At 68.2% G+C, this 25,079-nt stretch carries 27 protein-coding genes and 1 tRNA gene; 12 read left to right on the top strand and 16 right to left on the bottom strand.

Annotated elements, in window-relative coordinates; translation table 11 throughout:
- Nucleotides 1-32: 32 nt before the first annotated feature.
- The 3 genes from NNL39_RS07475 to NNL39_RS07465 all read right to left on the bottom strand — a co-directional run bounded on the left by NNL39_RS07475 (nt 33) and on the right by NNL39_RS07465 (nt 3,033).
- Nucleotides 33-587 carry a DUF305 domain-containing protein gene (locus tag NNL39_RS07475; protein ID WP_407665101.1) on the bottom strand — a complete coding sequence of 185 codons (555 nt, stop codon included), beginning with the start codon at nt 585-587 and terminating at the stop codon, nt 33-35.
- Nucleotides 588-683: 96 nt separating this feature from the next.
- On the bottom strand, nt 684-983 hold the full coding sequence (locus tag NNL39_RS07470) for a metal-sensitive transcriptional regulator (RefSeq protein WP_255158481.1): 300 nt from the start codon (nt 981-983) through the stop codon (nt 684-686).
- The gene (locus NNL39_RS07465; protein ID WP_407665169.1) at nt 973-3,033 is read right to left on the bottom strand and encodes a heavy metal translocating P-type ATPase; all 2,061 of its coding nucleotides are present in this window, start codon (nt 3,031-3,033) and stop codon (nt 973-975) included. The genes NNL39_RS07470 and NNL39_RS07465 overlap by 11 nt, the downstream gene beginning before the upstream one ends.
- On the opposite strand from NNL39_RS07465, the gene NNL39_RS13045 reads away from it, so the two are divergent.
- A complete protein-coding gene (locus tag NNL39_RS13045) occupies nt 2,980-3,336 on the top strand; it encodes a hypothetical protein (protein ID WP_407665178.1) in 357 nt (118 codons plus the stop codon). The genes NNL39_RS07465 and NNL39_RS13045 overlap by 54 nt on opposite strands.
- A gap of 471 nt (nt 3,337-3,807) precedes the next feature.
- Here the strand turns inward: NNL39_RS13045 and NNL39_RS07460 are convergent, their stop codons facing one another.
- The gene (locus NNL39_RS07460) at nt 3,808-4,206 is read right to left on the bottom strand and encodes a heavy metal-responsive transcriptional regulator (RefSeq protein ID WP_255158480.1); all 399 of its coding nucleotides are present in this window, start codon (nt 4,204-4,206) and stop codon (nt 3,808-3,810) included.
- A gap of 55 nt (nt 4,207-4,261) precedes the next feature.
- Between NNL39_RS07460 and NNL39_RS07455 the strand changes: the two genes are divergently transcribed.
- The gene (locus NNL39_RS07455; RefSeq protein WP_255158479.1) at nt 4,262-4,576 is read left to right on the top strand and encodes a thioredoxin family protein; all 315 of its coding nucleotides are present in this window, start codon (nt 4,262-4,264) and stop codon (nt 4,574-4,576) included.
- Complete coding sequence (locus NNL39_RS07450; protein WP_255158478.1) at nt 4,573-5,925, top strand: dihydrolipoyl dehydrogenase family protein; 1,353 nt, start codon at nt 4,573-4,575, stop codon at nt 5,923-5,925. The genes NNL39_RS07455 and NNL39_RS07450 overlap by 4 nt, the downstream gene beginning before the upstream one ends.
- 323 nt (nt 5,926-6,248) lie before the next feature.
- Here NNL39_RS07450 and NNL39_RS07445 read toward each other — a convergent pair.
- Together NNL39_RS07445 and NNL39_RS07440 are read right to left on the bottom strand one after the other, a co-directional pair.
- Nucleotides 6,249-6,320, bottom strand: a tRNA-Arg gene (locus NNL39_RS07445).
- A gap of 30 nt (nt 6,321-6,350) precedes the next feature.
- A complete protein-coding gene (locus tag NNL39_RS07440) occupies nt 6,351-6,881 on the bottom strand; it encodes a hypothetical protein (RefSeq protein ID WP_255158476.1) in 531 nt (176 codons plus the stop codon).
- A 38-nt stretch (nt 6,882-6,919) separates the two neighbouring features.
- On the opposite strand from NNL39_RS07440, the gene NNL39_RS07435 reads away from it, so the two are divergent.
- Complete coding sequence (locus tag NNL39_RS07435; protein WP_255158475.1) at nt 6,920-7,867, top strand: alpha/beta hydrolase; 948 nt, start codon at nt 6,920-6,922, stop codon at nt 7,865-7,867.
- Here NNL39_RS07435 and NNL39_RS07430 read toward each other — a convergent pair.
- The 5 genes from NNL39_RS07430 to NNL39_RS07410 form a co-directional block, all read right to left on the bottom strand.
- On the bottom strand, nt 7,864-8,493 hold the full coding sequence (locus NNL39_RS07430) for a hypothetical protein (protein WP_255158473.1): 630 nt from the start codon (nt 8,491-8,493) through the stop codon (nt 7,864-7,866). The genes NNL39_RS07435 and NNL39_RS07430 overlap by 4 nt on opposite strands.
- A gap of 55 nt (nt 8,494-8,548) precedes the next feature.
- Nucleotides 8,549-9,262 carry an ASCH domain-containing protein gene (locus NNL39_RS07425; RefSeq protein WP_255158471.1) on the bottom strand — a complete coding sequence of 238 codons (714 nt, stop codon included), beginning with the start codon at nt 9,260-9,262 and terminating at the stop codon, nt 8,549-8,551.
- Between the two features lie 139 nt (nt 9,263-9,401).
- The gene (locus NNL39_RS07420; protein WP_255158470.1) at nt 9,402-9,902 is read right to left on the bottom strand and encodes an HNH endonuclease; all 501 of its coding nucleotides are present in this window, start codon (nt 9,900-9,902) and stop codon (nt 9,402-9,404) included.
- Nucleotides 9,903-10,205: 303 nt separating this feature from the next.
- On the bottom strand, nt 10,206-10,847 hold the full coding sequence (locus tag NNL39_RS07415; RefSeq protein WP_255158468.1) for a C40 family peptidase: 642 nt from the start codon (nt 10,845-10,847) through the stop codon (nt 10,206-10,208).
- 258 nt (nt 10,848-11,105) lie between these two features.
- Nucleotides 11,106-11,795: a metal-dependent transcriptional regulator gene (locus tag NNL39_RS07410; RefSeq protein WP_255158466.1), complete on the bottom strand. Its 690-nt coding sequence runs from the start codon at nt 11,793-11,795 to the stop codon at nt 11,106-11,108.
- 119 nt (nt 11,796-11,914) lie between these two features.
- Here NNL39_RS07410 and serC point away from each other — a divergent pair, with 119 nt between their 5' ends.
- Both serC and NNL39_RS07400 read left to right on the top strand, forming a co-directional pair.
- Nucleotides 11,915-13,030 (top strand): phosphoserine transaminase, encoded by a 1,116-nt coding sequence (serC, locus tag NNL39_RS07405; RefSeq protein ID WP_255158464.1) that lies wholly within the window; start codon nt 11,915-11,917, stop codon nt 13,028-13,030.
- A gap of 18 nt (nt 13,031-13,048) precedes the next feature.
- Complete coding sequence (locus tag NNL39_RS07400) at nt 13,049-13,435, top strand: hypothetical protein (protein ID WP_255158462.1); 387 nt, start codon at nt 13,049-13,051, stop codon at nt 13,433-13,435.
- A gap of 112 nt (nt 13,436-13,547) precedes the next feature.
- Here NNL39_RS07400 and NNL39_RS07395 read toward each other — a convergent pair whose 3' ends face one another.
- The 3 genes from NNL39_RS07395 to NNL39_RS07385 form a co-directional block, all read right to left on the bottom strand.
- Nucleotides 13,548-14,396, bottom strand: a complete 849-nt coding sequence (locus tag NNL39_RS07395; RefSeq protein WP_255158460.1) for a hypothetical protein — start codon at nt 14,394-14,396, stop codon at nt 13,548-13,550.
- Between the two features lie 322 nt (nt 14,397-14,718).
- The gene (locus NNL39_RS07390) at nt 14,719-15,375 is read right to left on the bottom strand and encodes a DUF3027 domain-containing protein (protein ID WP_255158458.1); all 657 of its coding nucleotides are present in this window, start codon (nt 15,373-15,375) and stop codon (nt 14,719-14,721) included.
- 6 nt (nt 15,376-15,381) lie between these two features.
- A complete protein-coding gene (locus NNL39_RS07385; RefSeq protein ID WP_255158456.1) occupies nt 15,382-15,762 on the bottom strand; it encodes a cold-shock protein in 381 nt (126 codons plus the stop codon).
- Between the two features lie 103 nt (nt 15,763-15,865).
- Here NNL39_RS07385 and NNL39_RS07380 point away from each other — a divergent pair, with 103 nt between their 5' ends.
- Genes NNL39_RS07380 through NNL39_RS07370 form a run of 3 tightly spaced genes read left to right on the top strand, consistent with a single transcriptional unit; the run spans nt 15,866 to nt 19,679 of the window.
- On the top strand, nt 15,866-16,138 hold the full coding sequence (locus NNL39_RS07380) for a multidrug ABC transporter ATPase (RefSeq protein ID WP_255158454.1): 273 nt from the start codon (nt 15,866-15,868) through the stop codon (nt 16,136-16,138).
- Complete coding sequence (locus tag NNL39_RS07375; protein ID WP_255158452.1) at nt 16,125-17,984, top strand: helicase-associated domain-containing protein; 1,860 nt, start codon at nt 16,125-16,127, stop codon at nt 17,982-17,984. Before NNL39_RS07380 ends, NNL39_RS07375 begins: the two co-directional genes overlap by 14 nt.
- A gap of 45 nt (nt 17,985-18,029) precedes the next feature.
- Nucleotides 18,030-19,679, top strand: coding sequence for a DNA repair helicase XPB (locus NNL39_RS07370; protein ID WP_255158450.1), 1,650 nt, complete (start codon nt 18,030-18,032; stop codon nt 19,677-19,679).
- A gap of 23 nt (nt 19,680-19,702) precedes the next feature.
- Here the strand turns inward: NNL39_RS07370 and NNL39_RS07365 are convergent, their stop codons facing one another.
- Nucleotides 19,703-20,401, bottom strand: a complete 699-nt coding sequence (locus NNL39_RS07365; RefSeq protein WP_255158448.1) for an alpha/beta fold hydrolase — start codon at nt 20,399-20,401, stop codon at nt 19,703-19,705.
- Between the two features lie 85 nt (nt 20,402-20,486).
- On the opposite strand from NNL39_RS07365, the gene NNL39_RS07360 reads away from it, so the two are divergent.
- Genes NNL39_RS07360 through NNL39_RS07350 form a run of 3 tightly spaced genes read left to right on the top strand, consistent with a single transcriptional unit; the run spans nt 20,487 to nt 23,279 of the window.
- Complete coding sequence (locus NNL39_RS07360; RefSeq protein WP_255158447.1) at nt 20,487-21,179, top strand: response regulator transcription factor; 693 nt, start codon at nt 20,487-20,489, stop codon at nt 21,177-21,179.
- A 27-nt stretch (nt 21,180-21,206) separates the two neighbouring features.
- A complete protein-coding gene (locus NNL39_RS07355) occupies nt 21,207-22,940 on the top strand; it encodes a sensor histidine kinase (protein WP_255158445.1) in 1,734 nt (577 codons plus the stop codon).
- Nucleotides 22,941-22,988: 48 nt separating this feature from the next.
- Nucleotides 22,989-23,279 (top strand): WXG100 family type VII secretion target, encoded by a 291-nt coding sequence (locus NNL39_RS07350; RefSeq protein ID WP_255158443.1) that lies wholly within the window; start codon nt 22,989-22,991, stop codon nt 23,277-23,279.
- A gap of 63 nt (nt 23,280-23,342) precedes the next feature.
- Here NNL39_RS07350 and groL read toward each other — a convergent pair whose 3' ends face one another.
- Nucleotides 23,343-24,971, bottom strand: a complete 1,629-nt coding sequence (gene groL, locus NNL39_RS07345) for a chaperonin GroEL (RefSeq protein ID WP_255158441.1) — start codon at nt 24,969-24,971, stop codon at nt 23,343-23,345.
- Nucleotides 24,972-25,079 lie beyond the last annotated feature (108 nt).

Genomic DNA, 25,079 nt, shown 5'->3' with positions numbered 1-25,079 from the left:
GTCGAGCGTAGCCAACAGGAAAGAGATGCGCTTTACAGGTTTGCAAGCAAGCTCTCCATCTCGGCGATCTCATCGGTCTGTTGCTCAATGATGGAACGAGCGAGCGCGACAGCCTCAGGGAACCGGCCGCCTTCGACCTCGACTTGGGCCATCTCTACCGCGCCTTTGTGATGAATGATCATTCCTTCAAGGAACAGCCGTGCGGCTTCAACGCCCTGGGCGTCCTCGAGAGCCATCATGTCTGCCTCGCTCATCATGCCGCTCATCATCATGGAGTGACCACCATGACCGCCGGCCATGGTCGGGGTGCCCCACGCTTTAAGCCAGTCGTTCATCTGGTTGATCTCTGGCTGCTGCGCAGCTTCAATCCGAGCCGCGAGCTCTTGAACTTCCGCAGGAATTCCCTCTTTGCTAAGAATTACTTCGGCCATTTCCAGGGCCCCCACATGATGGGGCACCATGTTCGAGGCGAAGGCAACGTCTCGATCGTTGAATGGTTCTGCTCGGTTCATCCACGCGAGCGCTCCTGCGACACTTATTCCAAGAATCGCAACGATCCCGGAAATGATTGCTATACGTTGTTTCACTGTCATCCTCCTTCCACTTTCGTGGGTGTTAGTACTCGACTTGAAAACAAGTCGAGGCGTCGCAGTGGCTGAACCACTGCGACGCCTCACCTCGTTCTAGGAGCGCACCAACCGCGCGATTGCTTGGGCTGCCTCCTCAAGTTTGGCTTCGGCAACGTCACCACCAGATCGAACGGCATCACTAACACAGTGCTTCAGGTGTTCATCTAGGAGCCCCACGGCCACGCCTTGTAAGGCGCTTGTGAGGGCCGAGATCTGAGTCAAGATGTCGATGCAGTACTGCTCTTCATCCACCATGCGGTGAACACCACGCGCCTGGCCCTCGATGCGCTTGAGCCGAACAAGGTACTTCTCCTTATCGGCAAGGTAGCCATGGGTGCCCTGATCAGCTGACATGCGCAACCTCCGACTTCTGCGCGGGTAGCGAACCCAAGATGGCCTTCACGCTCGCCTCGGGTTTCAGGTCAAGGCGTCTCAGCCACTGCGCGTTCAATGCGACCACGATGGTCGAAACCGACATCAAGACAGCCCCGATGGACATCGGCAGCACGAACCCGATCGGCGCCAGCACACCAGCCGCAAGCGGCACCGAGAGGAGGTTGTAGCCCGCTGCCCACCACAGGTTCTGCTTCATCTTTCGGTAGGAAGCCTTCGAGAGCTGAATCACCGACAGCACCGATCGCGGGTCAGAGCTTGCCAAGATCACCCCGGCCGAAGCGATGGCGACGTCAGTACCTGCACCAATGGCGATACCGACGTCTGCTTGTGCCAGGGCTGGAGCGTCATTGACGCCATCACCGATCATCGCGACCGAGCGACCTTCGTTCTGAAGCTCCCGCACCTTTGCCGCCTTGTGCTCGGGACGAACTCCAGCAAAGACACGATCGATGCCGAGCTCGGCCGCGACCGTATGAGCGACCGCTTCCGCATCGCCAGTGATCATCACGACCTGACGTCCAAGAGCGTGCAACGCCGCTACTGCTTCTCGAGATTCGTCTCTGATCGCGTCAGCCAGGCGCAGCGCCCCGACCACTTTTCCGTCCGAAACGACGTGGAGGATGATTGCTCCCTCCTTGCGCCACTCATCTGCGATTTCGAGTTCTGTCACGTTCTCCTCAGTGAGGAGGTGTGGCCCGCCCACGCGAACTTTCTGACCGTCGACTTGCGCGGTCACGCCAACTGCTGGGGAAGAGGTGAAGCCACTCGCCCTTGGCACGTCGATGCCGCGACTTCGCGCCGCCTCAACGATTGCGCGAGCCAACGGGTGTTCGGAGTCAGACTCGGCGGCGGCAGCGAGCGCGACGACCTGATCTTCCGTGATCCCATCGGTGGCTTCGACTGAAGTGACGGTCGGCTCACCCTTGGTGAGGGTGCCCGTCTTGTCAAACAGGATGGTGTCAACCGTCCGCATGCTTTCAAGGGCGAGGCGATCCTTAATGAGCACACCCCCGCGCGCTGCTCGCTCAGTCGCGATCGAAACAACAAGCGGAATGGCAAGACCGAGAGCATGCGGACAGGCAATGACCAGCACCGTCACAGTTCGAATGACCGCATCCTCCGGAAGACCAATAAGGCTCCACACGACCGCAGTGACGACTCCGGCGGCAAGCGCGAACCAGAACAACCACGCAGCAGCGCGGTCTGCGATCCGCTGTGCTCGCGACGTCGAATTCTGCGCCTCGGTAACCAGACGCTGAATGCCAGCCAACGCAGTGTCTTCGCCCACCGCGGTGATCTCAACACGAATCGATGAGTCCGTCGCGATCGTGCCGGCGACAACAATCTCGCCTTCACTCCGTGTCACCGTCTTCGACTCACCGGTGATCATCGACTCATCCATGCTCGCAGAACCCGAAACGACTCGGCCGTCAGCCGGAACGCGACCACCAGGACGGACCACCACCACGTCGCCGAGTTCCAGATCCGCCGGCGCGACAGTGCGGAACTGATCTCCGTCGACGACTTCCGCTTCGTCAGGAAGCAAAGCAGCCAGCGAGTCAAGCGCCGATGTCGTTTGCGCGAGGGAACGCATTTCGATCCAGTGGCCAAGGAGCATGATGACGATCAGCAGTGCAAGCTCCCACCAAAAGTCGAGCTGATGATCAAGCAGCCCAAGGCTTGCGCCGAGCGACGCGACGAACGCCACGGTGATAGCAAGTCCAATGAGCAGCATCATTCCAGGCTTGCGGGATCGAATCTCCGAGACTGCTCCCACCAGGAAGGGCCGACCACCCCAGAGATAGATGACCGAACCGAGCAGCGGCGAAACCCAGGTCACCCAAGGCCAATCAGGGAGTTCGTAGCCAAGAAGCATGGCGAACATGCTCGAGAGCCCAACCACTGGTACTGCGAGCACCAACATGATCCAGAAGAGACGTCGGAACTGACCCACGTGATCACCGTGACCAGCGTGACCACCGTGGCCAGCGTGCGCACCGTGTTGCATCGCGGAGTGGCCCGAGGACTGATGCCCACCATGCTCATGGTGGGTGTGGTCATTATGGGCGTGCTCTTCTTCGGACGCGGCTCGTCGTCGGATCACTTCGTGGGGAGACGGGAGCGTTTCAGCGGATGCCGCGAACTTCTCCGGATCCGCGTCAAAGCGGAGGACGCATCCCTCGCAGCACAGCCAATACCTTTGCCCCTGGAAATCTCGGTAGAGACCCGCTTCCTCCGAGTCGCTCTTCACGACCACGGTGTTGGGCATCACAGGACAGACCGCAAGCTTCGACTCCGGCGTGGTCGCTGATGCTGTCGAAGGGTGGACATGGTGATCGTGATGCTGCATTGCTTCTCCTTACCCGCAGGGGCTTCTCACCTCAGTATACCCCAGGGGGGTATCAGCGTAAAGGCTTTTCGAGGCGCGTGATTGAACGCTTGACTGACCAGATCGGTCTCCTCGCCAACGACAGACTTCCCCGCAAGAGGCAGGGGCGAAGACGAGCTCGGCGAGCGCAGGCGTGACGAGGAGCTTCGCCGAGCGGAATACCCGACCGGAATACCAGTGGGGCGATTGCGGAATGACCCAGCTACCGCCCCGGTCCGGCGTGAGATGGCCTATTTCTGCAATCGAACATCGGGCGCATCCCACCGGAGGCTCGACGATATCCCATTAGAGTCACGGCACGGACCACCTCTTCTCGTTCCGTTCCGGCTGGAGAGACCCAGCGCACCGGGCGGGCGGCCCGTTCGCCTGTGTCGCATCCAGCGGCTCACGGCCCTAGTTGACGGGGATGATGTCGCAGATGCCGCTTTCGGAGCACGACATCGGGTCGACGTCCTTTCCGGAGTCGATGAGCGCGACGAGCTGATCCTCCATCTGAGCAAGTTCGCGCAGTCGGGCGCGCACCGCAGTGAGCTTTTCGTCTAGGAGCGACTCCACGTGAGAGCAGGGCGCCTGGCCTGACTCGCGTAGCTTGAGCACATCCGAAATCTCGCTCAGCAACAACCCGGCAGCTTGCGCTGAACGTATGAAGTGGATGCGTGCGGCAGCGCCGTCCTGGTAGCGGCGGTACCCGTTCGCCTCGCGGTGAGGAGGAGGCAGGAGCCCCTCCCGTTCGTAGAAGCGGATCGTCTGAGCGCTCACTCCCGAAGCCTCGGCAAGGTCACCTATTCGCATGCGTCCTATCGAACCACTTGACCTTGTACTCCACTGCAATGTCTACAGTCGGGCCATGGAGATCACGCTGCAGTACTTCGACGGATGCCCCAACTGGACCAAAGCCGATGAGCTGTTGCAGGTGCTCGCGCGTGAGAACCCGAGCCTAGAAGTCAGGACGCAGCGAATCGCCACTCCCGCCGAAGCGGATGCTTCGAGCTTCTACGGATCGCCGTCCTTCCTCATCGACGGGAGACCGCTGTTCGAACTACCCGACTCGACGCCCGGCCTTGCCTGCCGCGTTTACCGGACTCCGAGCGGGCTCGCCGGATCGCCTACTCTCGAGCAACTGCGCGCCGCCATCGATGCCGCAGGACGGTTCGACCGATGAGCGACGCCTACGACCTCATCGTTATCGGCGCAGGGATGGCAGGGACTTCGGCGGCCAACAAGTGCGCCGCGCAGGGATGGAGGGTTGCGATCGTAGACGAGTTGCCGTACGGCGGGACGTGCGCCCTGCGGGGGTGTGATCCAAAGAAGATCCTTCGCCGCGGCGCCGAGATCATCGACGCCGCCCGCTTGCTCGACGGCGACGGCACCCATGACGGCGAGACCAGCATCGACTGGTCGGATCTGGTGCGACGTAAGCGCCGATTCACAGAGCGAATCCCGGCAGCTCTGGAGGAGGAGCTGATCGGCAACAACGTGGCGACTCTGCACGGACAGGCGCAGTTCGTTGGTCGGCAGGAGGTCCGAATCGACGACAGGGTGTACACGTCGAAGAAGTTCCTGGTTGCGACCGGAGCGCGACCCAGGACACTCGAGTTCCCGGGCGCTGAGCATGTCATCGATAGCACTTCGTTCCTCGACCTCGACAGGCTCCCGAAGCGGATCGTGTTCGTCGGAGGGGGCTTCATCTCTTTCGAGTTCGCTCACATTGCCGCACGAGCAGGCGCGGAGTGCATCATCCTCGACCACGGCCCGAGACCGTTGCGCGGATTCGACGAAGAACTCGTTCGGCGGCTGGTGCGACGCAGCGAGCAAGCGGGCATCAGCGTTCTGCGAAACACCTCGGTCGACCGGGTAGAGCCGCGGCAGGCGGGGTTCGTGGTCCTCGTTGCGACCGACGGAACGACATCGACGATCGATGCGGACCTGGTGGTTCACGGCGCGGGTCGAGTCGCTGCGCTAGACGACCTGGATCTAGAGGCGGCCGAGGTCGCCTACGGTTCGCGCGGCGTGACGGTTGCAGACCACCTGCAGAGCCCCACCAATCCGGCCGTGTTCGCCGCAGGGGACGCCGCCGACACAGCAGGCCGCCCCCTCACGCCAGTCGCCGTGTTCGAAGGCAAAGTTGCGGCGTCCAACATGCTCCGCGGCACGACCACCGCGCCGGACTACACCGGCGTGCCTACCACCGTCTTCAGCATCCCCGAACTGAATCGGGTCGGGCTACTGGAAGACGAGGCGCGCGCTCAGGGATTCGATGTCCACGTCCGCTTCACCGATACCAGCGATTGGTACTCCAGTTACCGGGTCGGGGAGACGGAATCTGCGGCGAAGATCGTGATTGACACGGCCACAGACATGGTGCTCGGAGCTCACCTTCTCGGGCACGGATACTCCGAGCTCATCAACACGTTCGGCATGGCGATGAAGCTGGGCTTGACGACGAGGCAGTTGAAGTCTGTGACCGCCACGTACCCTTCACTCGGCTCAGATCTCGGATCGATGCTCTGAGCCCTGCGAAGCGGAGGCGGCAGATCAGAGATCGTCACTGTCGGCACCGCGCGGACCGCGACCATCGTCCGTCGTCGTGACGTATATGCCGGGTGACCGCGCCGCACCTGATCGGACACAGGGTGGGTCGATACGTCTTGCCCGTGTCCCTCACGCGAGTCACCTTCCGTCGTAGGTCGAGACAGCGTCGGGTGAGCCTGTCCGCCAGATGTCGGCACCCTGTCCCCTCAAGGGCCATCGAGCGCCTGCGGTGGCGGGCCGCGGCAGGTCAGACCGCGACATTTCCGCAATCGAGATCCGACATTTCCGCAATCGGCCCCCAGTGCCCCTGGAGGGACTCGAACCCCCAACCCTTTCCTTAGGACGGAACTGCTCTTCCATTGAGCTACAGAGGCGGTGCATCCAGTGTATTCGCCGGGTTGTGGCTAGGGGGCGCCGAGCGACGCGAGCAACTTGGCCGCGCGACCGCGCACCGACTTGAGTCGGCTCGTGGCCAGCGCGCGCAGCTCGGGCACGAGCCACGCGGCCAGCTCGGGGCGCTCCCGGGCGAAGTGGGCGAGCGAGTCGGCGGTGGTGTTCTGCACGATCCAGTCGTCGTAGTGCAGGTTTGCCTGCATGAGGGCGATGGCCGCGTCGCGCTGCGGCGGGGTCATGTGGTCGTCGAGCAGCACGAAGAGAATCGAGAGCGTCCACTTGGTCGAAGCCTGGTCGATCTGGGCCACCCAGCCGAGTAAGTCGTCGAGGTGCTCGGCCACCCACTCGGGCCGCTGCTGCGCCACGCGCTTGACCGCGCTCGACACGCGCAGCCGCACCACGGCATCCTCGCTGCGATAGCAGGCTACGAGCTCGGCGAGCAGCGCCCGATCGGCCAGCACCTCGTCGACGACGCTCACGGTGTTGCCGAGCGAGTTCGGATGCCCGCCTGTCAACGGGGCTTCGAAGCGGCTCACCGGCATGCCGCCAGGGTAGCCCCGCCGCGAACTAGATTCGGGGCATGGTCACCGACGACTCCCCCGCCTTCCACCCCGACCTCACGCGCGCGCGGTTCATGCCGCGCACGTCGGCCACGCGGGGCAACCGCCGACTGCTGCGGGCGCTCACTCGTATCGGGCGTGGCCGCCCGCCGAAGGGTGGCGAACTCATCGACCTGGGCGACGGGGTCACGATCCGCGTGCACCGGCCAGCAGTGATGGATGCCGGCGAACGCCGCCCGGGAATCCTGCACCTGCACGGCGGAGGCCTCATCATCGGCTCGGCCACCCAGGGCGACCCACTCTGCCGGCGCCTCGCCGACGAGCTCGGAGCGGTGGCCATCAGCGTCGACTACCGCATGCCGCCCGAGCACCCCTACCCGACGCCGCTCGACGATGCCTATGCCGCCCTGCAGTGGTTGGCCGCGCAGCCTGATGTCGACCCGACACGCATCGCCGTGATCGGCGAGAGCGCCGGAGGCGGCCTCGCCGCATCCCTCGCCCTCATGGCCCGCGACCGCGGCGATATCGCGCTGGCCGGGCAGGTGCTGGCGTATCCGATGCTGGATGACCGCACCGACTCCCCCGCGGCCGCCCACCCGCGCATGCTGCGCCTCTGGAACGGCCCCAGCAACCGCCTGGGCTGGGGCATGTACCTCGGCGCGGGCGCGAACGGCCCCGCCGCGACGCCCCTCGACGCAGCGACCCTCGAGCGCGCAGTGCCGGCGCGCCGCACCGACCTCAGCGGCCTGCCGCCGACGTGGATCGGCGTCGGCACGCTCGACCTCTTCCACTCCGAAGATGTGGAATACGCGCGACGGCTCGCGGCGGCGGGCGTGCAGACCGAGCTGCACGTCATCCCGGGCGCGTACCACGGCTTCGACGCGGCCGAGCCGACGGCCGCGGTCTCGCGCGACTTCGTGCAGCGCCAGGTCGACGCCCTGCGGGGCATGCTCGGCGCCCGGGATTAGGACTTCTCGCGCGGGAAGAGCGGCGCGAACCGCGCCAGCTGATACCCCACGGCGATCGCACTGAGCGCGACCGCCGCGATCACGCCCGCGATCACCGCGACGCTCGTCGGCAGCCCGAGCGGACTCGTGAGCACGAGCACGACGATCGCCCCGCCGACGACGGCGTTGACCGCGCCGATGACCGTCGCCATCGTGAAGAAGACCGCGCGGCGGTTCGCCCGCCGCAGCCCGAGCGACCGGCTCGCCTCGCCCACCTCGGTCTCGACCACGCCGAAGAGGTGCGCGCCGGGCGGCCAGATGCCGGCAAAATGCCTCCGGATGCGCGCCATCTGCTGCAGCACCCGCACGTTCTCGACGCTCGTGTCGACGAGGCGCACGACCGTGAAGGTGCCGAGCAGAAACAGCACCGGCAGCACCACGGCCGCGAAGGCGAGGAACGACTCCGCCGAGGCGTTCAGCACGAAGCCGAGTGCGATGAGGCTGCTCGAGAGCGACACCATGTAGAGCGACGACCGGCTGCTGCTCTCGGAGATCGTGGCGCCCGAGGCACCCTGCAGCACGAAGTACTCGGTCGCCAGGGCGCTCTCGAACCGCGCTCGCGCGTCGGCGTCATCCGCATCGCTCATGGTCGCATTGTGGTCGACGAGCCCGTCAGATTCCAGATTGGATGCGTCGCGCTCGTCAGGGCAGCTGCAGGTGAAACTCGACGACGTCGACTACCGCATCGTCGGGCAAGCCTGGGTAGTGATTGCGGAGACCGTCACGCAGGTCATCCACCGAGTCGGCGCCTTCAGCCGCCGCGTGCGCGCTGGTCAATTCATTCAGCGGCACTGACTTAACCGACTCCACGCGTGCCGCTAGCGACAGGAACTCCGGGTGGTCTTCAAAGATCAGCGTCGCAGGGCCGACAGAGAGCGGGTCATCGAATCGGATCGTCATTCTCTTCGCCCCCGACTGGATAGCTTCGGCATAGCGACGGTTGAAGCGAACGAGTCGTGGGGGCATCGCGTCCGGAAAGCGATACGTGTCCGGGAGGAGGGCCCGAAGAGTTCGCGGCTGTGGGCCGGCAGTCGTCGGAACGATCACGATTGCGTCCGGGTGGGTGTCGAGCATCACCTGCCGGCAACGTCCACACGGCGCGATGAGACCGCGGCCGCCATCTCCAGCAGCTGCCATCGTCATGATCGGCCTGCCGCCCGAGGCGGCGACGGCCCCGAGAACCACTAACTCCGCGCAGGGCCCGCCGGTGAAGTGGTACATATTCACTCCGGTGTAGATGCGACCGTCGATGTCCATCGCGGCTGCGGCAACCGAGTGATCTCCACTCGACCCGAGTGTGCGCGCCACGGCCTCAGCAGCGTTCAGAACTGCTTTCTCCGACTCCAGCATCCGCATGTCGCCATACTGCCGCACCCGTCATGAGCTGTGTGCCTCTCGCGGCACATGCCGCGAACGTCACATTGCGTGGGGAGGCTTCCGGGCCCCGAGCCGAATCACCCGACGCGCGGCGCAGCGCACGGCGCGCATCCCGCGATCATGCGGCGAGCGGCGCCAGGTACTCGTTCCAATCGGGCAGCGGGCGCTCGATACCGCGCACCAGCCAGGCCGTGCCGTGCGGTGCCTTCGGCACCACCCGCAGTTGCCAGCGCATCTCGGCCGGCGTGCGGTCGCCCTTGATGTTGTTGCACTTGAGGCAACACGCCACGAGGTTCTCCCACGAGTCGGCGCCCCCGCGCGAGCGCGGCATGACGTGGTCGATGGTCGTGGCGTTGCCGCCGCAGTAGGCGCAGCGGTTGCCGTCGCGCCGCAGCACGCCGCGGCGGGTGAGCGGCACTTGACGCGAGTGCGGCACGCGCACATAACGGCGCAGCACGATGACGCTCGGGCGGTCCCACCGGCCGTCGATGCCGAACACCGGATGCTCCCCATCGGAGGCGAGCACCGTCGCCTTCTCGTTCATCACGAGCACGAGAGCTCGGCGGAACGACACGACGGCGAGGGGCTCGTAGCCCGCGTTGAGAACGAGAGTGCGCATTGACGGCTCCTGTCGAACGGGCCCGCATGGCCTGCGGGCGTTCTATCCGGGTCGTGGCATCTCACGGTGCGAGGCCGAGCCGCTGCCCCTTCGGGCACAAAAAAAGCACTGCCGTCAGGCGGCAGTGCTCACTTCGGCCAGACCGCGACAGGGCGCGATCCAGCGGGCGCGGGCGGCTATGCGAAAGACGGCGCGCGCATCCACGGTTTGGATGTCGCGTCGCTCACTCATGGCCACTCCTCGGGTGCCCGTGCGGCACCACGAGGCAAGGCTAACCCAGAAGAGGTGACAATCCGGTGACAATCAGATGCCGACGCGCACGATCCAGTAGTTGTCGGTCCAGATCGGGCGCACGCTCACGACGCCGCCGGCGCGCGGCGAGTCGATGAACGTGCCGTTGCCCATGTAGATGCCGTTGTGCCCGGGCATGATGACGATGTCGCCGGGGCGGGCGTCGGCCCGCGAGATGCGCGTGCCCGCGGCATCCTGCCCGCTCACCGAGTGCGGCAGCGACACGCCGAACTGCGCGTACACATACTGCACGAAGCCCGAGCAGTCGAAGCCGGCCGGGGTCGCGCCGCCGTAGCGGTACGGAACACCCTGGTACTGCAGCGCCACCTGCACGACACGGTCGAGGCTGAAGTTCGGGTACGGCGGGTTGGCGAGGAAGTCGCTGACCGACGGGCCACGCCAGGCGGCAGCCGCGGCAGCGCGCTCGGCAGCGAGCTGCGCGCGACGCAGGGCCGCAGGGTCCGTCGCACCGAACTCGGCGCGCGTCGCGTCGACGACGACAGCCTCCTCGGCCGTCAGCTCGATCTCCTGCGACGCCGTCGCCTGCAGCTGAGCAACAGCCTCAGCGCTAGCGTTCGACTCGGCGTTGGCCGGGGGCGCGATCGCGGTGCCCGGAAGAGCCAGAGTAGCGACGATCGCGGTTGCCGCGGTCATGGCGCCGATGTTCAGAAGCGAGCGCTTCCACGAGGTAGAGCTGTGATCCAAGAGAGAAACCTCCTGCGCTTCGCCACTCACATCGCGTGGCCCGTCCGCTTTCGTGTTATCCACGGTCCGATGCAGGAGACGGGCGTGCGAAGCGTCCTGCGTCAGAGTCGCCGACCGGTTGGGTGTGGCCAAGCAACTGGTTGAGTGTACGCGACGTTACCGAGTCGTGACAAAACGACGCGCAGAACCACATCTAGTGGTCAGGAGTCACTCAGCCACGTAGATGTGCTGAGCGATCTCGGCGGGCAGGTCGATCCCCTCCGCCTGGCCGATCACCTCGACGCTCACATAGCCATTCGGTTCGGGGCGGATGCGGGCCTCCGCACCCGGCACCACACCGGCTTCGCGCAGCTGGTGGAGCAGATCGGGATCGACCTGCACGGGCTCGGCGAGGCGCCGAATGGTGCCCGTGCGCACACCGGCCGCCGCGGCATGGGCAAGCGAGACGACACCGTCGAGGAAGGCGTCGGCGGCCGAGCCGCCGAGGTGCTCAAGACCCGGGATCGGGTTGCCGTACGGCGACTCCGTCGGCTCGCCGAGCAGTTCGATGATGCGGCGCTCAACCTGCTCGCTCATCACGTGCTCCCACCGGCAGGCCTCGTCATGCACGAACGCCCAGTCCAAACCGATCACGTCGGCGAGCAGCCGCTCGGCCAGCCGGTGCTTGCGCATCACGGCCACCGCCTTCTCACGGCCGCCCGGCGTCAGTTCGAGGTGCCGATCGCCTTCGACGCGCACGAGGCCGTCGCGCTCCATGCGCGAGATCGTCTGCGACACCGTCGGGCCCGAGTGCCCGAGACGCTCGCTGATGCGCGCGCGCAGCGGCACGATCTGCTCCTCCTCGAGGTCGAGGATCGTGCGCAAGTACATCTCGGTCGTGTCGACGAGGTCGGTCACGGCTCCTCCTCTCGGGCTCGAGCAAACGGGTGGCAGTCAGGCTTGCCTAGCCTAATCGACGGGGATGCACGCCTCCGCGCCCGGCGATCGGCCGGGCAGGCGCTCAGTACGATTGAGGCATGGCCGACATCACGATTCCCGCCGAGCTGCTGCCCTCCGACGGACGCTTCGGGTGCGGACCCAGCAAGGTGCGGAAGGAGCAGCTGGCCGACCTCGCGGCGGCGGCGAGCATCCTGGGCACCTCGCACCGCCAGGCGCCGGTCAAGAACCTCGTCGGCAGCGTGCGCGCCGGGCTCGCCGACCTGTTCCGGCTGCCCGAGGGCTACGAGGTCGTGCTCGGCAACGGCGGCTCGACTGCGTTCTGGGATGTCGCGGCCGCCGGCCTCATCGCCCGCCGCAGCGCCCACCTCGACTTCGGCGAGTTCGGATCCAAGTTCGTCGCCTCGGCCTCGGCGCCCTGGCTCGAGGCGCCGCACGTCGTGCAGACGCCTGGCGGCACGCGCGGCTCGCTCGAGGTCGTCGACGGCGTCGACGTGTACGCCTATCCGCACAACGAGACCTCGACGGGCGTGAGCGCGCCCGTGCGGCGGTTCGGCACGGCTCCGGATGCGCTCACTGTCGTCGACGCCACGAGCGCCGCCGGCGGCATCGATTTCGATGTGGCCGAGACCGACGTCTACTACTTCGCGCCGCAGAAGAACTTCGCCGGCGACGGTGGGCTGTGGATCGCGCTCATGAGCCCCGCGGCGATCGAGCGCGCGTACGCGATCGCCGCGACCGACCGCTACATCCCGCCGTTCCTCTCCCTCACCGCGGCGATCGACAACTCGCGCCTCGACCAGACGCTCAACACGCCCGCCCTCGCGACGCTCGTGCTGCTCGACAGCCAGCTGCGGTGGATGAACGCCTCGGGCGGCCTCGCCTGGGCCGGCGCCCGCACCGCCGAGAGCTCGGGGCACCTCTACGACTGGGCCTCGGCGCACCCGCTCGCGACGCCGTACGTCGCCGACCCCGCGCACCGCTCGCCCGTCGTCGTGACGATCGACTTCGACGACTCGGTCGACGCGGCGCGCGTGGCCGCGGTGCTGCGAGCCAACGGCATCGTCGACACCGAGCCCTACCGCAAACTCGGACGCAACCAGCTGCGCATCGCCACCTTCGTCGCCGTCGAGCCCGACGACGTGCGCCAGCTCACGCGCAGCATCGACTACGTGCTCGAGGCGCTCGCGAGCTGAGCCGCGCGGGCGCGCGCCGTGCGCGCCCGGTCGCCCGCGCCGCTCGCCCCGCGCATCCCGCGCATCCCGCACCACGCCAGCCCGGTCGCCCGCACCTCCGCGCACCACGCGCGCGCCGCTCGCCCCCGCACCCCGCCCGGCTCGCCCGCGCGCCGCGACCCTGCCAGACTGAGCCGCATGAGGCTCTACGTTCCGCACGACGAGCGCCGGCCGCAGCCCGAGCCCGCGGTCACGAACGACGCGCTCGCGTTCGCGATCGGCCTCGGCGGCTGGCTCATCGGCCTCGCGATCGTGCTCGGGATGCTCGCCGCGCCCACCCCGTTCGACCCCGCCCGCGTGCTCACGACGATCGCCGTCGGGCTCGTGCTCGGCATCGCCGGCCTGCTCGTCTCCCGCCGCCGCTAGCCGCGCTGCTCTCCCAGCTCCCCGCTCCTTCCCCCGCCCTTTCTCCGCGAGCGGTGTCATTCGTGGCACAAGTCGCGAAACCTTTCACGACTCACGCCACAGAGAGCCCCTCTCACCACCGCAGACCGATGCGCCGAAGTCGCTCGACCAAGAGCCTGTGCGAACCCGCAACCGTCCAGTCCCAACGCCCGTAGCCGCGCAGATCGAGCCGCACGTCGTCTTCTCGCACCTTCTCGTCGTAGACGACCTGTTCGACAGAGCGTCCACCCCTGAAGGCCGGGTCGAAATACTTGATGCGCCCGTCGAAGTCGGCCCCGATGTTCTGCTGCGGCCAGTAGAAGTCGAGGTAGTACACCTTCCCGCTCGCACTCACGATGCGGTGCTGCAGCTCCGGTAGAGGCACGCCCGCCTCGATCATCGTTGCTCGCGAGAGCGACTCACCGGGTCGGTCGGCACTCCCGTCGACGGCATCGATCACTCGTCGCGCCCGCGCGACGCCTCGACGTTCGACGGTCCCCTCGAGGACTCGCATCAGCTCGCGGCGAAACGCTCGCGCGCTCGGCGGTGATGGCGCCTGCTGATCGTGGTACCGGAGCGCAGCATCCCCCATGGCCAGGGCCGTCGAGAACGACGCAACGCGGGCGATGTCGACGACCGTTTCGGCGAGCGACGTCAGAGGCACTCGATCGACGCTCGTGGCGGGATCGATGAGCCCGCGGCGATGGCGGGTCAAGATCGTCGTCGAGCGCCGAGCAGCATCGGCCGGAGCCGTGACGTGAACGGTGGTCGGCCATTGGCCGATGATCGGCAACTGCCAGAGCGCGGCGGCCGACCAGTGCGACAGCACCTCGGTTGCATGGATGCGGTCGAGCGCAGCGCTGATGAGCGCGAGATACTGTGCGTCGGGTCCGAGCTCGCTCCAGTCAGCTGACGAGACGTACGTTCCGGGACTGAGTCGCACCAACTCGCCCCTCTTGACGGAACGGTAGCCATGAGACCGGAGTCCTTGGTCGACCTGCTCTGGAAGTCGGATGAAGTTCGGCAGCGTTTCGAGGGGGCTCATGGCCGCACCGTGCCACGGCGCCCCGAAGACAACGGGCCGCTGACGCTAGGCCAGCGCATTCGTGAGCGGACGCGAGCGCGGTGGAGGAGCGCCTGTCGCGGTCAGAGCCCAGGACTCCGAACTCGGGACTGGTTGGCGCCGAAAGTGGCACGAGTCGGTGAACGTTTCACGACTCGTGCCATGAACGGTAACTCTCGCGAGAGAGTCGGCCCCGGCGCGGCTACGGCGCGGGCGGCTCGTCGTCGAGGTGCAGGTCGATGTCGACGCCGTCGAACACGTCGTCGCCGTCGTCGCCGTGCAGGTCGTGCTCGTCGTGGTGGTCGTCGAGGGCATCCGCCTCATCATCAGCGAGGTGGCCGCCGTCGATATCGCCGACGCCGTCCTCGTCGTCGTCGTCATCGTCGTCGTCGTCGAGGTCGTCGTCGTCGTCGAGCTCATCGTCGTCGAGGTCGCCGTCCAGCTCGTCATCGGCGCCCTCGAGCGCCTGCTGCGCGAGGTACTCCTCGAGGCGGTCGGCCCACGGCACCCACTCGGGCGCGAGAAGAGCGCCTTCCGCGGGCATCAGCTCGGTCTCGAGCACGCTCGGCTCGAGGCCGGGGTTGACGGCGATCGAGACCGTCCAGAACCAGCCGAGGTAGCCGCCCTGGGTGGTGGCGAAGCGAACGGTGGCGACATCGTCGGCGACGACGACGTCGCGCAGGGCTCCGACATTCGCCGGCCGCGTGATTTCGCCGAGCGCCTGGCGGGCGATCGGCTCGAGCACCGCGGCGTCAGACACCGCGGCATCAAACACCGCGGCATCAGACACCGCGGCATCAGACACGGCGGCGTCGGGCGCGACGGCCGTCGCGGCCGCCTTCTTCGAAGCGCGCGCCACGGGGGCCTAGCCCTCCAGGTCGTCGGCGACGCGGCGCAGCACGGCCGCGATCTTCTTGCCGTGGTCGCCGTCGGGGTAGCGGCCTCGCTTGAGGTTCGAGCCGATGCCGTCGAGCAGCTTGACGAGGTCTTCGACGATGATCGCCATGTCATCGGCCGACTTGCGGTTGGCGCGGGCGAGCGAGGGCTTCGCATCCAGGATGCGCACGGAGAGGGCCTGGGCACCGCGCTTGCCGTCGGCGATGCCGAACTCGAGCTTGGTGCCCGCCTTGACGACGGCGCCTTCGGGCAGCGCCGAGGCGTGCAGGAACACCTCATCGCCCTCATCGCTGGCGATGAAGCCGAATCCCTTGTCCTGGTCGTAGAACTTGACCTTGCCGGTGGGCATGCGCACTCCTCGAGAGTTGATCCAACCTCCAAGGGTACCCGGCCGACCCCACCCCCAGCACGCGGGGTACATCGGGGTCGGTGCCGACCCGTAGTCTGGAGGGGTGCCCGAGGAATCGTTCGTGATGAGCAACCGCGTCGAACGCGTGCTCGCCTACATGGTGGCGGGCATCATCGTGCTGAGCCTGGCGGCGTTCATCGCTCTCATCGTCGCCACCGGCATGGGCCTCGAACGCGACGACTTCACGTCGGGAATCTGGCCCGCCGTCACCGTGCTGCCCCTCATCGGCCTGCCGATCGGCTTCGTGCTCATCATCGTGCTGCTCGTCGTCAGCGCCGTGCGCCGGGGGCGAGCCGCCAAGGATGCCGGCAACTAGCGCGGCCTCTCTCGCCCTCGCGGTGCGACTGCGCGATCTCGACGACGCGGTCGTCGCGCGCGTCATCCGCGAGCGCGCGATCGCCCCGGCGAGCCTGCGCGATGTCTTCGACCTCGCCGAGGCGCTGCTCGACCCGGCGGCACTCGCCATCGCCCTGTCGGGCCTCACTCGGCGCGCCCTCGCGGCGCTGGCCACGGCGGCCGAGCACCCCGATGGCGCGACGCCGGGCGAGCTCGCTGCCCGCCTCGACCGCACGCCCGACGAGGTGCTGCAGGCGCTGGCTCCGGCACTGGATGCTCTGCTCGCCGACCACGACGGAACCCGCGTGATCGTGTGGCCGGCGGTCGCCGCCGAGCTCGCGGCCTGGCCCGCACGCGGCCTGCCGAGCGCCGCCGAGCTGCGCTCGGCAGCACCTCCCGCGGTGCTCGCCCCCGTGGACGACGCCGACCGCCGTTTTCTCGACCGCGGCGCGGCCGAGCGGGCGTTCACGACGACGACGGCCGTGACCGAGGTGGTGCTGGCGCTCGCCGATGCTCCCGCGCGGCTGCTGGCCCGCGGCGGACTCTCGCTGCCCGACGCCAAGCGGCTCGCGGCGGCGGCCGGCTGCGAGCTCGACGACGTGGCGACGCTGACCGATCTGGCGGCGCTCGCGGGACTCATCGACGACGAGGCGGGGTTCACGCGCCCGACCGAGGCGGGCGACACGTGGCGGCGCGGCCTGCTCGCGGCGCGCTGGAGCGCTCTCGCCGCGGCCTGGCGCGAGGCGCTGCCCGCCGAACTCGTGGCGCTGCTCGCCGAGCGCGCCGATTCGCGCTGGGGTGCGGGGCTCGCCGACTTCCTCGACTGGCTCTACCCGGCGGGTGGCGAGGCGCTCCTGGCGCGGTTGCGACGCCGCGGCCTGCAGGCCGATCGGCTGGGTATCGCGGTCGACGGGCGCCCGAGCAGCATCGGCCGCGTGCTCGTGGCAGAGGGCGCCGAGCCGGCCGCGGCCGTGCTCGCCCCGCTCGTACCGGCCGAGGTCGAGCAGGTGTACCTGCAGCACGACCTCACGATTGTGTCGCCCGGCCCCCTCGCGGGCGCTATCGACGAGCGACTGCGCCGAGTGGCCGAGGTCGAGAGCTCGGGGCTGGCGGGCCGCTACCGCATCACGGCCGACAGTGTGACGCGCGCCATCGCGATGGGCGAGACCGCGGCGGGGCTCTCGCAGTTTCTCGCGAGCATTTCGCTGACGGGCGTGCCGCAGCCGCTCGCCTACCTCATCGACGAGACGGCTCGCCGCTACGGCGCCGTACGCGTCGGCGCGCTCGAGCCCGACGAGGCGGCCGAGCTCGGCGCCCGCACGGGGGTGCGCAGCGACGAGCCGCTGCTGCTCGAGACGATCCTCGTCGACGCGGCCACGGCATCCCTCGCTCTGCGTCGCGTGGGCCCGCACCGCGCCGTCAGCCGCTTCGATACGGATGTCGTGCTCTGGACCTTGATCGACGCGCGCTACCCGGCGGCGGCCGATGAGGGCACGACAACCCCCGAGCGCCCCGGCCGCACGCGCAGCCGCCCCGCGCCCACGGTCGTCGACGACTCGGTGGCGGCAGCGGTCGCGCGCATCCGCAGCGGTTCGACGGTGGGTGTCGACGGCGACTCGGCGTGGGTGGCCCGGCAGTGGGAGCTCGCGCTGCGCGGCAAGCTGTCGCTGCGCGCGACCGTGCGGCTGCCCGACGGCAGCGAGCGCTCGTTCGACCTCGAGCCGACGGGCATCGCCGCCGGCCGGGTGCGCGGGCGCGACAAGGCCGCCGACATCGAGCGCACGCTGCCGGTGTCGAGCATCACGGCGCTCGAACCGCTCGAGTAGGGGGCGCGCGGGCGCTCTCAGCCGCGCCACCTAGACTGGCCCGTTATGAATCCCGAGGGCCCCCTGATCGTTCAGAGCGACCGCACCGTGCTGCTCGAGGTGGCCAACCCGCAGGCCGATGAGGCCCGCCACGCGCTCGCCGTCTTCGCCGAGCTCGAGCGGGCGCCCGAGCACGTGCACACCTACCGCATCACGCGCCTCGGCCTATGGAACGCGCGCGCCGCCGGTCACGAAGCCGACGAGATGCTCGCCGTGCTCGAGAAGTACGCCAAGTTCCCCGTGCCGCAGTCGGTGTCGATCGACATCACTGAGACGGTGGGCCGCTACGGCCGCCTGATCATCGTGCGCAATGAGGAGGGCACCCTCGTGCTGCGGTCGACGGATGCCGCTGTGCTCACCGAGATCGCCGCCAACAAGAAGGTGGCCCCGCTGCTGACCCGGCGCATCGACTACTCGGCGTTCGAGCTCGCGCCCTGGGCGCGCGGCCAGATCAAGCAGGAGCTCGTGAAGATCGGCTGGCCGGCGGAGGATCTTGCGGGCTACACGCCCGGCACTCCGCACCCGATCGACCTCGACCTCGCCGCGTGGGGCCTACGGCCCTACCAGCAGCAGGCGATCGACCAGTTCTTCGTCGGCGGCTCGGGGGTCGTGGTGCTGCCCTGCGGCGCCGGCAAGACCCTCGTCGGTGCCGGCGCGATGGCGCAGGCCGACACGACCACGCTCATCCTCGTCACCAACACGGTCTCGGCGCGCCAGTGGCGGGCCGAGCTGCTGGCCCGCACGAGCCTCACCGAGGACGAGATCGGCGAGTACTCGGGGCAGGTGAAGGAGGTCAAGCCGGTCACGATCGCGACCTACCAGATCCTCACCGCGAAGCGGAAGGGCGAGTACGCCCACCTCGCCCTGCTTGACGCCCTCGACTGGGGCCTCATCGTCTACGACGAGGTACACCTGCTGCCGGCGCCCGTCTTCAAGCTCACGGCCGAGCTGCAGGCCCGCCGCCGCCTCGGCCTCACGGCGACGCTCGTGCGGGAGGACGGCCGCGAGGGCGACGTCTTCAGCCTCATCGGGCCCAAGCGCTTCGACGCCCCGTGGAAGGAGATCGAGGCGCAGGGCTACATCTCGCCCGCGAGCTGCTTCGAGGTGCGCATCGACCTGCCCCCGACCGAGCGGCTCGAGTACGCGGCGAGCGCCGACGACCAGCGCTACCGGCTCGCGGCGACGGCACCGGCCAAGCTCGGGGTCGTGCAGCGCCTGGTGAAGCAGCACGAGGGCGAGCGCATCCTGATCATCGGGCAGTACCTCGACCAGATCGACGAGCTCAGCGAGGCGCTCGGCGTGCCCCAGCTGACGGGCGCGACCCCGGTCGACGAGCGCGAACGGCTGTTCCAGGAGTTCCGGGACGGCCGCACGCCCGTGCTCGTCGTGTCGAAGGTCGCCAACTTCTCGGTCGACCTGCCGGAGGCGACGGTCGCCATCCAGGTGTCGGGCTCGTTCGGCTCGCGGCAGGAGGAGGCGCAGCGCCTCGGGCGGCTGCTGCGGCCGAAGCAGAGCGGTATTCCGGCGAGCTTCTACACGCTCGTCGCCCGCGACACCGTCGATCAGGACTTCGCGCAGAACCGCCAGCGCTTCCTCGCCGAGCAGGGCTACAGCTACACGATCCTCGACGCCGACCAGATCGCCACGGCCGCCTAAGCCACGGAGCCCAGCGGCACCCGCTACGGCTGAATGGCGGTCAGGATGCTGCGCGCGAGCTCGGCCGGCTTCGTGAATTGCGGCCAGTGGCCGGTGGGCAGCTCGATGATGTCGAGCTGCTGCATGCGCGCGAGCTCGCCCGCCCACTCGCGCTCGTTGCCGATCGCCTGGTGCAGCAGCGCGGCGGGGAACTCGCACGCGATGATCGTCACCGGCACCGCGAACCGCGCCTCGTCGTCGAGACGCGTCGGCTCGTGCGCGACGCCCACGGGCTCCGGCTTCGCGATGGCTCGGAAGTGGGCGCGCAGTTCGTCGTCGAGATCGACGAGATCTTCGTCTTCGAAGAGCGACCAGTCGGGCAGCGGCACGGCATCGCCCTCGACGGGCAGCTCGTCGTTGATGCACGTGCCGGCGGGCATGGGGATCGCGTCGACCGTGACGACGCGGGCGATGCGCTGCGGCCGTGCGTCGGCGACGGCCCACGCGATCGTTCCGCCGCCGGAGTGCCCGACGAGCACCACGTGGCCCGGCAGCCCGTCGACGACCGCGAGCACAGCATCCACGTGATCGCGCAGCCCGATGCCGGCCAGGTCGGTGTCACCGGGGCGCTTGCCGGGCAGGGTCAGGGCGTGCACCGTGTGGCCCGCGGCCTCGAGATCGCGCGTGACCGGGCCCCACGAGTCGCCGTCGAGCCAGAAGCCGGGGATGAGAAGAATCTGCATGGGCGAACGCTAGCGGGCCGCACCGATATCGCGACAGGCCGAGCGCATTCAGGAAACTTTCACGGAAAGCCCAGATACTGGGGCCATGGCTGACGGACCCAAGATTCTCATCGTTGACGACGAGCCCAACATTCGCGACCTGCTCACCACGAGCCTGCGCTTCGCCGGCTTCGCCGTGCGCGCCGTCGGCAACGGGGCGCAGGCCATCTCGGCGGTGCTCGAAGAAGAGCCCGACCTCATCATCCTCGACGTCATGCTGCCCGACATCAACGGCTTCGGCGTGACCAAGCGGCTGCGGTCGAGCGGCTACACGAGCCCCATCCTCTTCCTCACCGCGAAAGACGACACCGACGACAAGATCATGGGTCTGACCGTCGGCGGCGACGACTACGTCACCAAGCCCTTCAGCCTCGACGAGATCGTCGCCCGCATCAAGGCCATCCTGCGCCGCACCATGCAGGAAGAGGACGACGCCGTCATCCGCACGGGCGAACTGACGATGGACCAGGACACGCACGAGGTGACGATCGGCGACGAGGTCATCGAGCTGAGCCCGACCGAGTTCAAGCTGCTGCGCTACCTCATGCTCAACCCCAACCGCGTGCTGTCGAAGGCCCAGATTCTCGACCACGTGTGGGAGTACGACTTCAACGGCGACGCCGGCATCGTCGAGAGCTACATCTCGTACCTGCGCCGCAAGCTTGACCCCTTCACCGACGAGCCGCTCATCCAGACCAAGCGCGGCTTCGGCTACATGCTGAAGGCCGCCAAGGTCTAGCGGAGCCCCGCTAGACCGGCGTCGCCGATGCACGAGCAGCTGACCCAGTGGTGGGAGTCCATCTCCCTGCGCTCGAAGATCACCGGCGTCACGGTGCTCGTCGTGACCCTCGGGCTGCTCGTCGTCGGCACCGGCACGCTCACGGTGCTGCAGCGCACGCTCGTCGATGAGGTCGACCGGCAGATCACCCAGGCGTCAGAAGAGCTGCCGCGATCGCCCGATAGCTTCACGCTCGACGACTTCGACTCGTTCACCGACCTGACGCCCTCGATCTTCTCCAACCCGTTCTACTTCGGGGCGGTCGACGCCGACGCCGTGCTCATCGACGACAACGTGAGCGAGAGCAGCCGGGCGCAAGCGCCCGACGTGTCGCGCCTCACCGCCGAGTTCGTCGACGAGCTCGACGGCGGCATCACGATCACGAGCACCGACCGCACGACGCAGTGGCGCATCATTACGTTCCCGCTGCGGGTGACCGATGCCGACAGCGGCGAGACGACCACGGCGACCCTGCTCATCGGCGCCGACCTCGCCGACGCCAACGCCATCATCAGCTCGTTCGCCTCTGTCTTCCTGGGCTTCGGGCTCGTCGTCGTCATCCTCAGCGCCGCCCTCACGCGCATGCTCGTCACCTCGACCTTCACACCCTTGCGCGACGTCGAGGCGACGGCAGCCCGCTTCGCGAGCGGCGACTTCAGCCAGCGCCTCGGCGGGGCGACGCCCAACACCGAGGTCGGCCGCCTCAACCGCTCGCTCAACACCATGCTGAGCCGCATCGACCGCGCCTTCGCCGATCGCGCCTCGACGATCTCGCAGATGCGCCGCTTCGTCGGCGACGCGAGCCACGAACTGCGCACCCCCCTCGTCTCGGTGCGCGGCTACGCCGAGCTGTACCGCATGGGAGCCCTCGCGACTCCCGACGACGTCGCCCAGGCGATGGAGCGCATCGAGAAGGAAGCGATCCGCATGGGAGCGCTCGTGAGCGACCTGCTCGAGCTCGCACGACTCGACGAGTCGCGCCCGCTCGAGCTCGCGCGCGTCGACCTCGTGCCGCTCGCGCGCGACGCCGCCCTCGACGCCATGGCCAGCTCGCCCGACCGCGACGTGACCGTCGTCATCGACGACGCGGCTCCGTCCGACGATGTGGCGATGGATGCTGCGCTCACGCACGACGTGCCGGGCAGCGCCCCTGCCGCGAGCGGCCTGGGCCTCGCGGGCTCGGCGTTCGCGCGGCTGCGCGGCCGGCGGGGGCGCCGGCCCGCGGCGAGCATCCCGGGGCCCGACCCGACGACCGCGCCCCTCGCGCCCGCTGTCGAGGCCGTCGTGATCGGCGAGGAAAACAAGCTGAGGCAGGTGATCACCAACCTCATCGGCAACGCTCTGCGCTTCTCGCCGGACGGATCGCCGATCGAGCTCGTCGTCGGCGTCGACCCCGCCGCCGGCCGGGCATCGATCGCCGTGGTCGATCACGGCGACGGAATCCCCCCGCAGCTCAAGGAGAAGATCTTCGAGCGCTTCTTCCGCGCCGATTCCTCGCGCGCGCGCGATACGGGCGGCTCGGGCCTCGGGCTCGCGATCGTGGCCTCGATCGTGGCGCTGCACCAGGGCCGCGTCGAGGTGCTCGACACTCCCGGTGGCGGGGCGACCTTCCGCGTGGCGCTGCCGCTCGCGAGCGCCTCGCCGCTCCTCCCCACCGAGCACGCGGCGACGGATGCTGCGCTCGAGCAGCACGCCGGCCCCCGCTCCCCCGCCGGGGCCTAGCCTTCCCCGCGACGCCGGGCGACCGCCCCGGCGCGGAAGGAGAGCACCATGACGCGCTACCAGGTCGACAGCGAGGCGGTCTTCACGGCCACGAGCACGGCGCGCGCCTCGATCGGGCGGTTCCAGGCCGAGGCCGCGGCGCTGCAGAGCACCCTTTCGGGGTTGCAGGGCACGTGGAGCGGCGCCGCCGCGACGGCGTTCCAAGGACTGCTCGGCGAGTGGACGAGCGCCTACCAGCGCGTCGAGCAGGCGCTCGCGGGCATGACCGAGGCGCTCGCCCACGCGGGGCAGGGCTACGCCGAGGTCGAGCAGCAGGCCGCACGCATGTTCCAGCGCTGAGACGCCGAAGGGCGGCTCCCCCTCGGGGAAGCCGCCCTTCGTGTGCTCTGCGAGCGCGTCGGACTAGAAGTCCATGCCGCCGCTCGGGTCGCCCATGGGCGCAGCGTGCTTCTCGGGCTTGTCGGCGACGACGGCCTCCGTGGTGAGGAAGAGACCGGCGATCGAGGCCGCGTTGAGCAGCGCCGAGCGCGTGACCTTGACCGGGTCGGCGATGCCGGCACCGAGCATGTCGACGTACTCGCCCGTGGCCGCGTTGAGGCCGAAGCCGACCTCGAGGTGGCGCACCTTGTCGGCGACGACACCGGGCTCGAGGCCCGCGTTGAGGGCGATCTGCTTGAGCGGAGCGTCGATGGCGACCTTGACGATGTTGGCACCGGTGGCCTCGTCGCCGACGAGGTCGGTCATCTCCTTCGACTCGAACGCCGTCTTGCCGGCCTGGATGAGGGCGACGCCACCACCGGCGACGATGCCCTCCTCGACGGCGGCCTTCGCGTTGCGCACGGCGTCTTCGATGCGGTGCTTGCGCTCCTTGAGCTCGACCTCGGTGGCCGCGCCCGCCTTGATGACGGCGACGCCGCCGGCGAGCTTGGCGAGGCGCTCCTGCAGCTTCTCGCGGTCGTAGTCCGAGTCGGTGTTCTCGATCTCGGCGCGGATCTGCTTGACGCGACCGGCGATGGCCTCGGCGTCGCCGGCACCCTCGACGATCGTGGTCTCGTCCTTGGTGATGACGACCTTGCGGGCGCGGCCGAGCAGGTCGAGGGTCGCGTTCTCGAGCTTGAGACCGACCTCCTCGCTGATGACCTGGCCACCCGTGAGGATCGCGATGTCCTGCAGCATGGCCTTGCGGCGGTCACCGAAGCCGGGAGCCTTGACGGCGACCGACTTGAAGATGCCGCGGATCTTGTTGACGACGAGCGTGGCCAGGGCCTCGCCCTCGACGTCCTCGGCGATGATGAGCAGCTGCTTGCCGCTCTGGATCACCTTGTCGACGACGGGCAGCAGGTCCTTGATCGCCGAGATCTTGCCGTTGACGATCAGGATGTAGGGGTCTTCGAAGACCGCTTCCTGGCGCTCCGGGTCGGTCACGAAGTACGCCGACAGGTAGCCCTTGTCGAAGCGCATGCCCTCCGTGAGCTCGAGCTCGGTGCCGAAGGTGTTCGACTCCTCGACGGTGACGACGCCCTCCTTGCCCACCTTGTCGATGGCCTCGGCGATCAGGGCGCCGATCTCGGGGTCGGCGGCCGAGATGCTCGCGGTGGCGGCGATCTCCTCCTTGGTCTCGACCTCCTTGGCGTTCTTCAGCAGCTGGGCCGAGACAGCCTGCGTGGCCTTCTCGATGCCGCGCTTGAGGCTGATGGGGTCGGCTCCGGCCGCGACGTTGCGCAGGCCCTCGCGCACGAGCGCCTGGGCGAGCACGACCGAGGTGGTCGTGCCGTCACCGGCGACGTCGTCGGTCTTCTTGGCGACCTCCTTGACGAGCTCTGCGCCGATCTTCTCGAACGGGTCGTCGAGCTCGATCTCTTTGGCGATGGAGACGCCGTCGTTGGTGATGGTGGGGGCGCCCCACTTCTTCTCAAGGACGACGTTGCGCCCGCGCGGGCCCAGCGTGACCTTGACGGCGTCAGCCAGGATGTTGAGGCCGCGCTCGAGGCCGCGACGGGCCTCCTCGTCGAAAGCGATGATCTTAGCCATGTGTCTCTCGTCCCTCCCGGACGCTTCACGTACGGTAGCTCTTGGCACTCACAGAGCGTGAGTGCTAAACGATTCTGGCACTCGCAGAGGGCGAGTGCAAGCCGCGCC

The organism is Microcella humidisoli (genome assembly GCF_024362325.1).
In the GTDB taxonomy this organism is placed as follows: domain Bacteria; phylum Actinomycetota; class Actinomycetes; order Actinomycetales; family Microbacteriaceae; genus Microcella; species Microcella humidisoli.
Note: the sequence above shows the minus strand (reverse complement) of the source record. Positions and strands in the feature narration are given on the sequence as shown.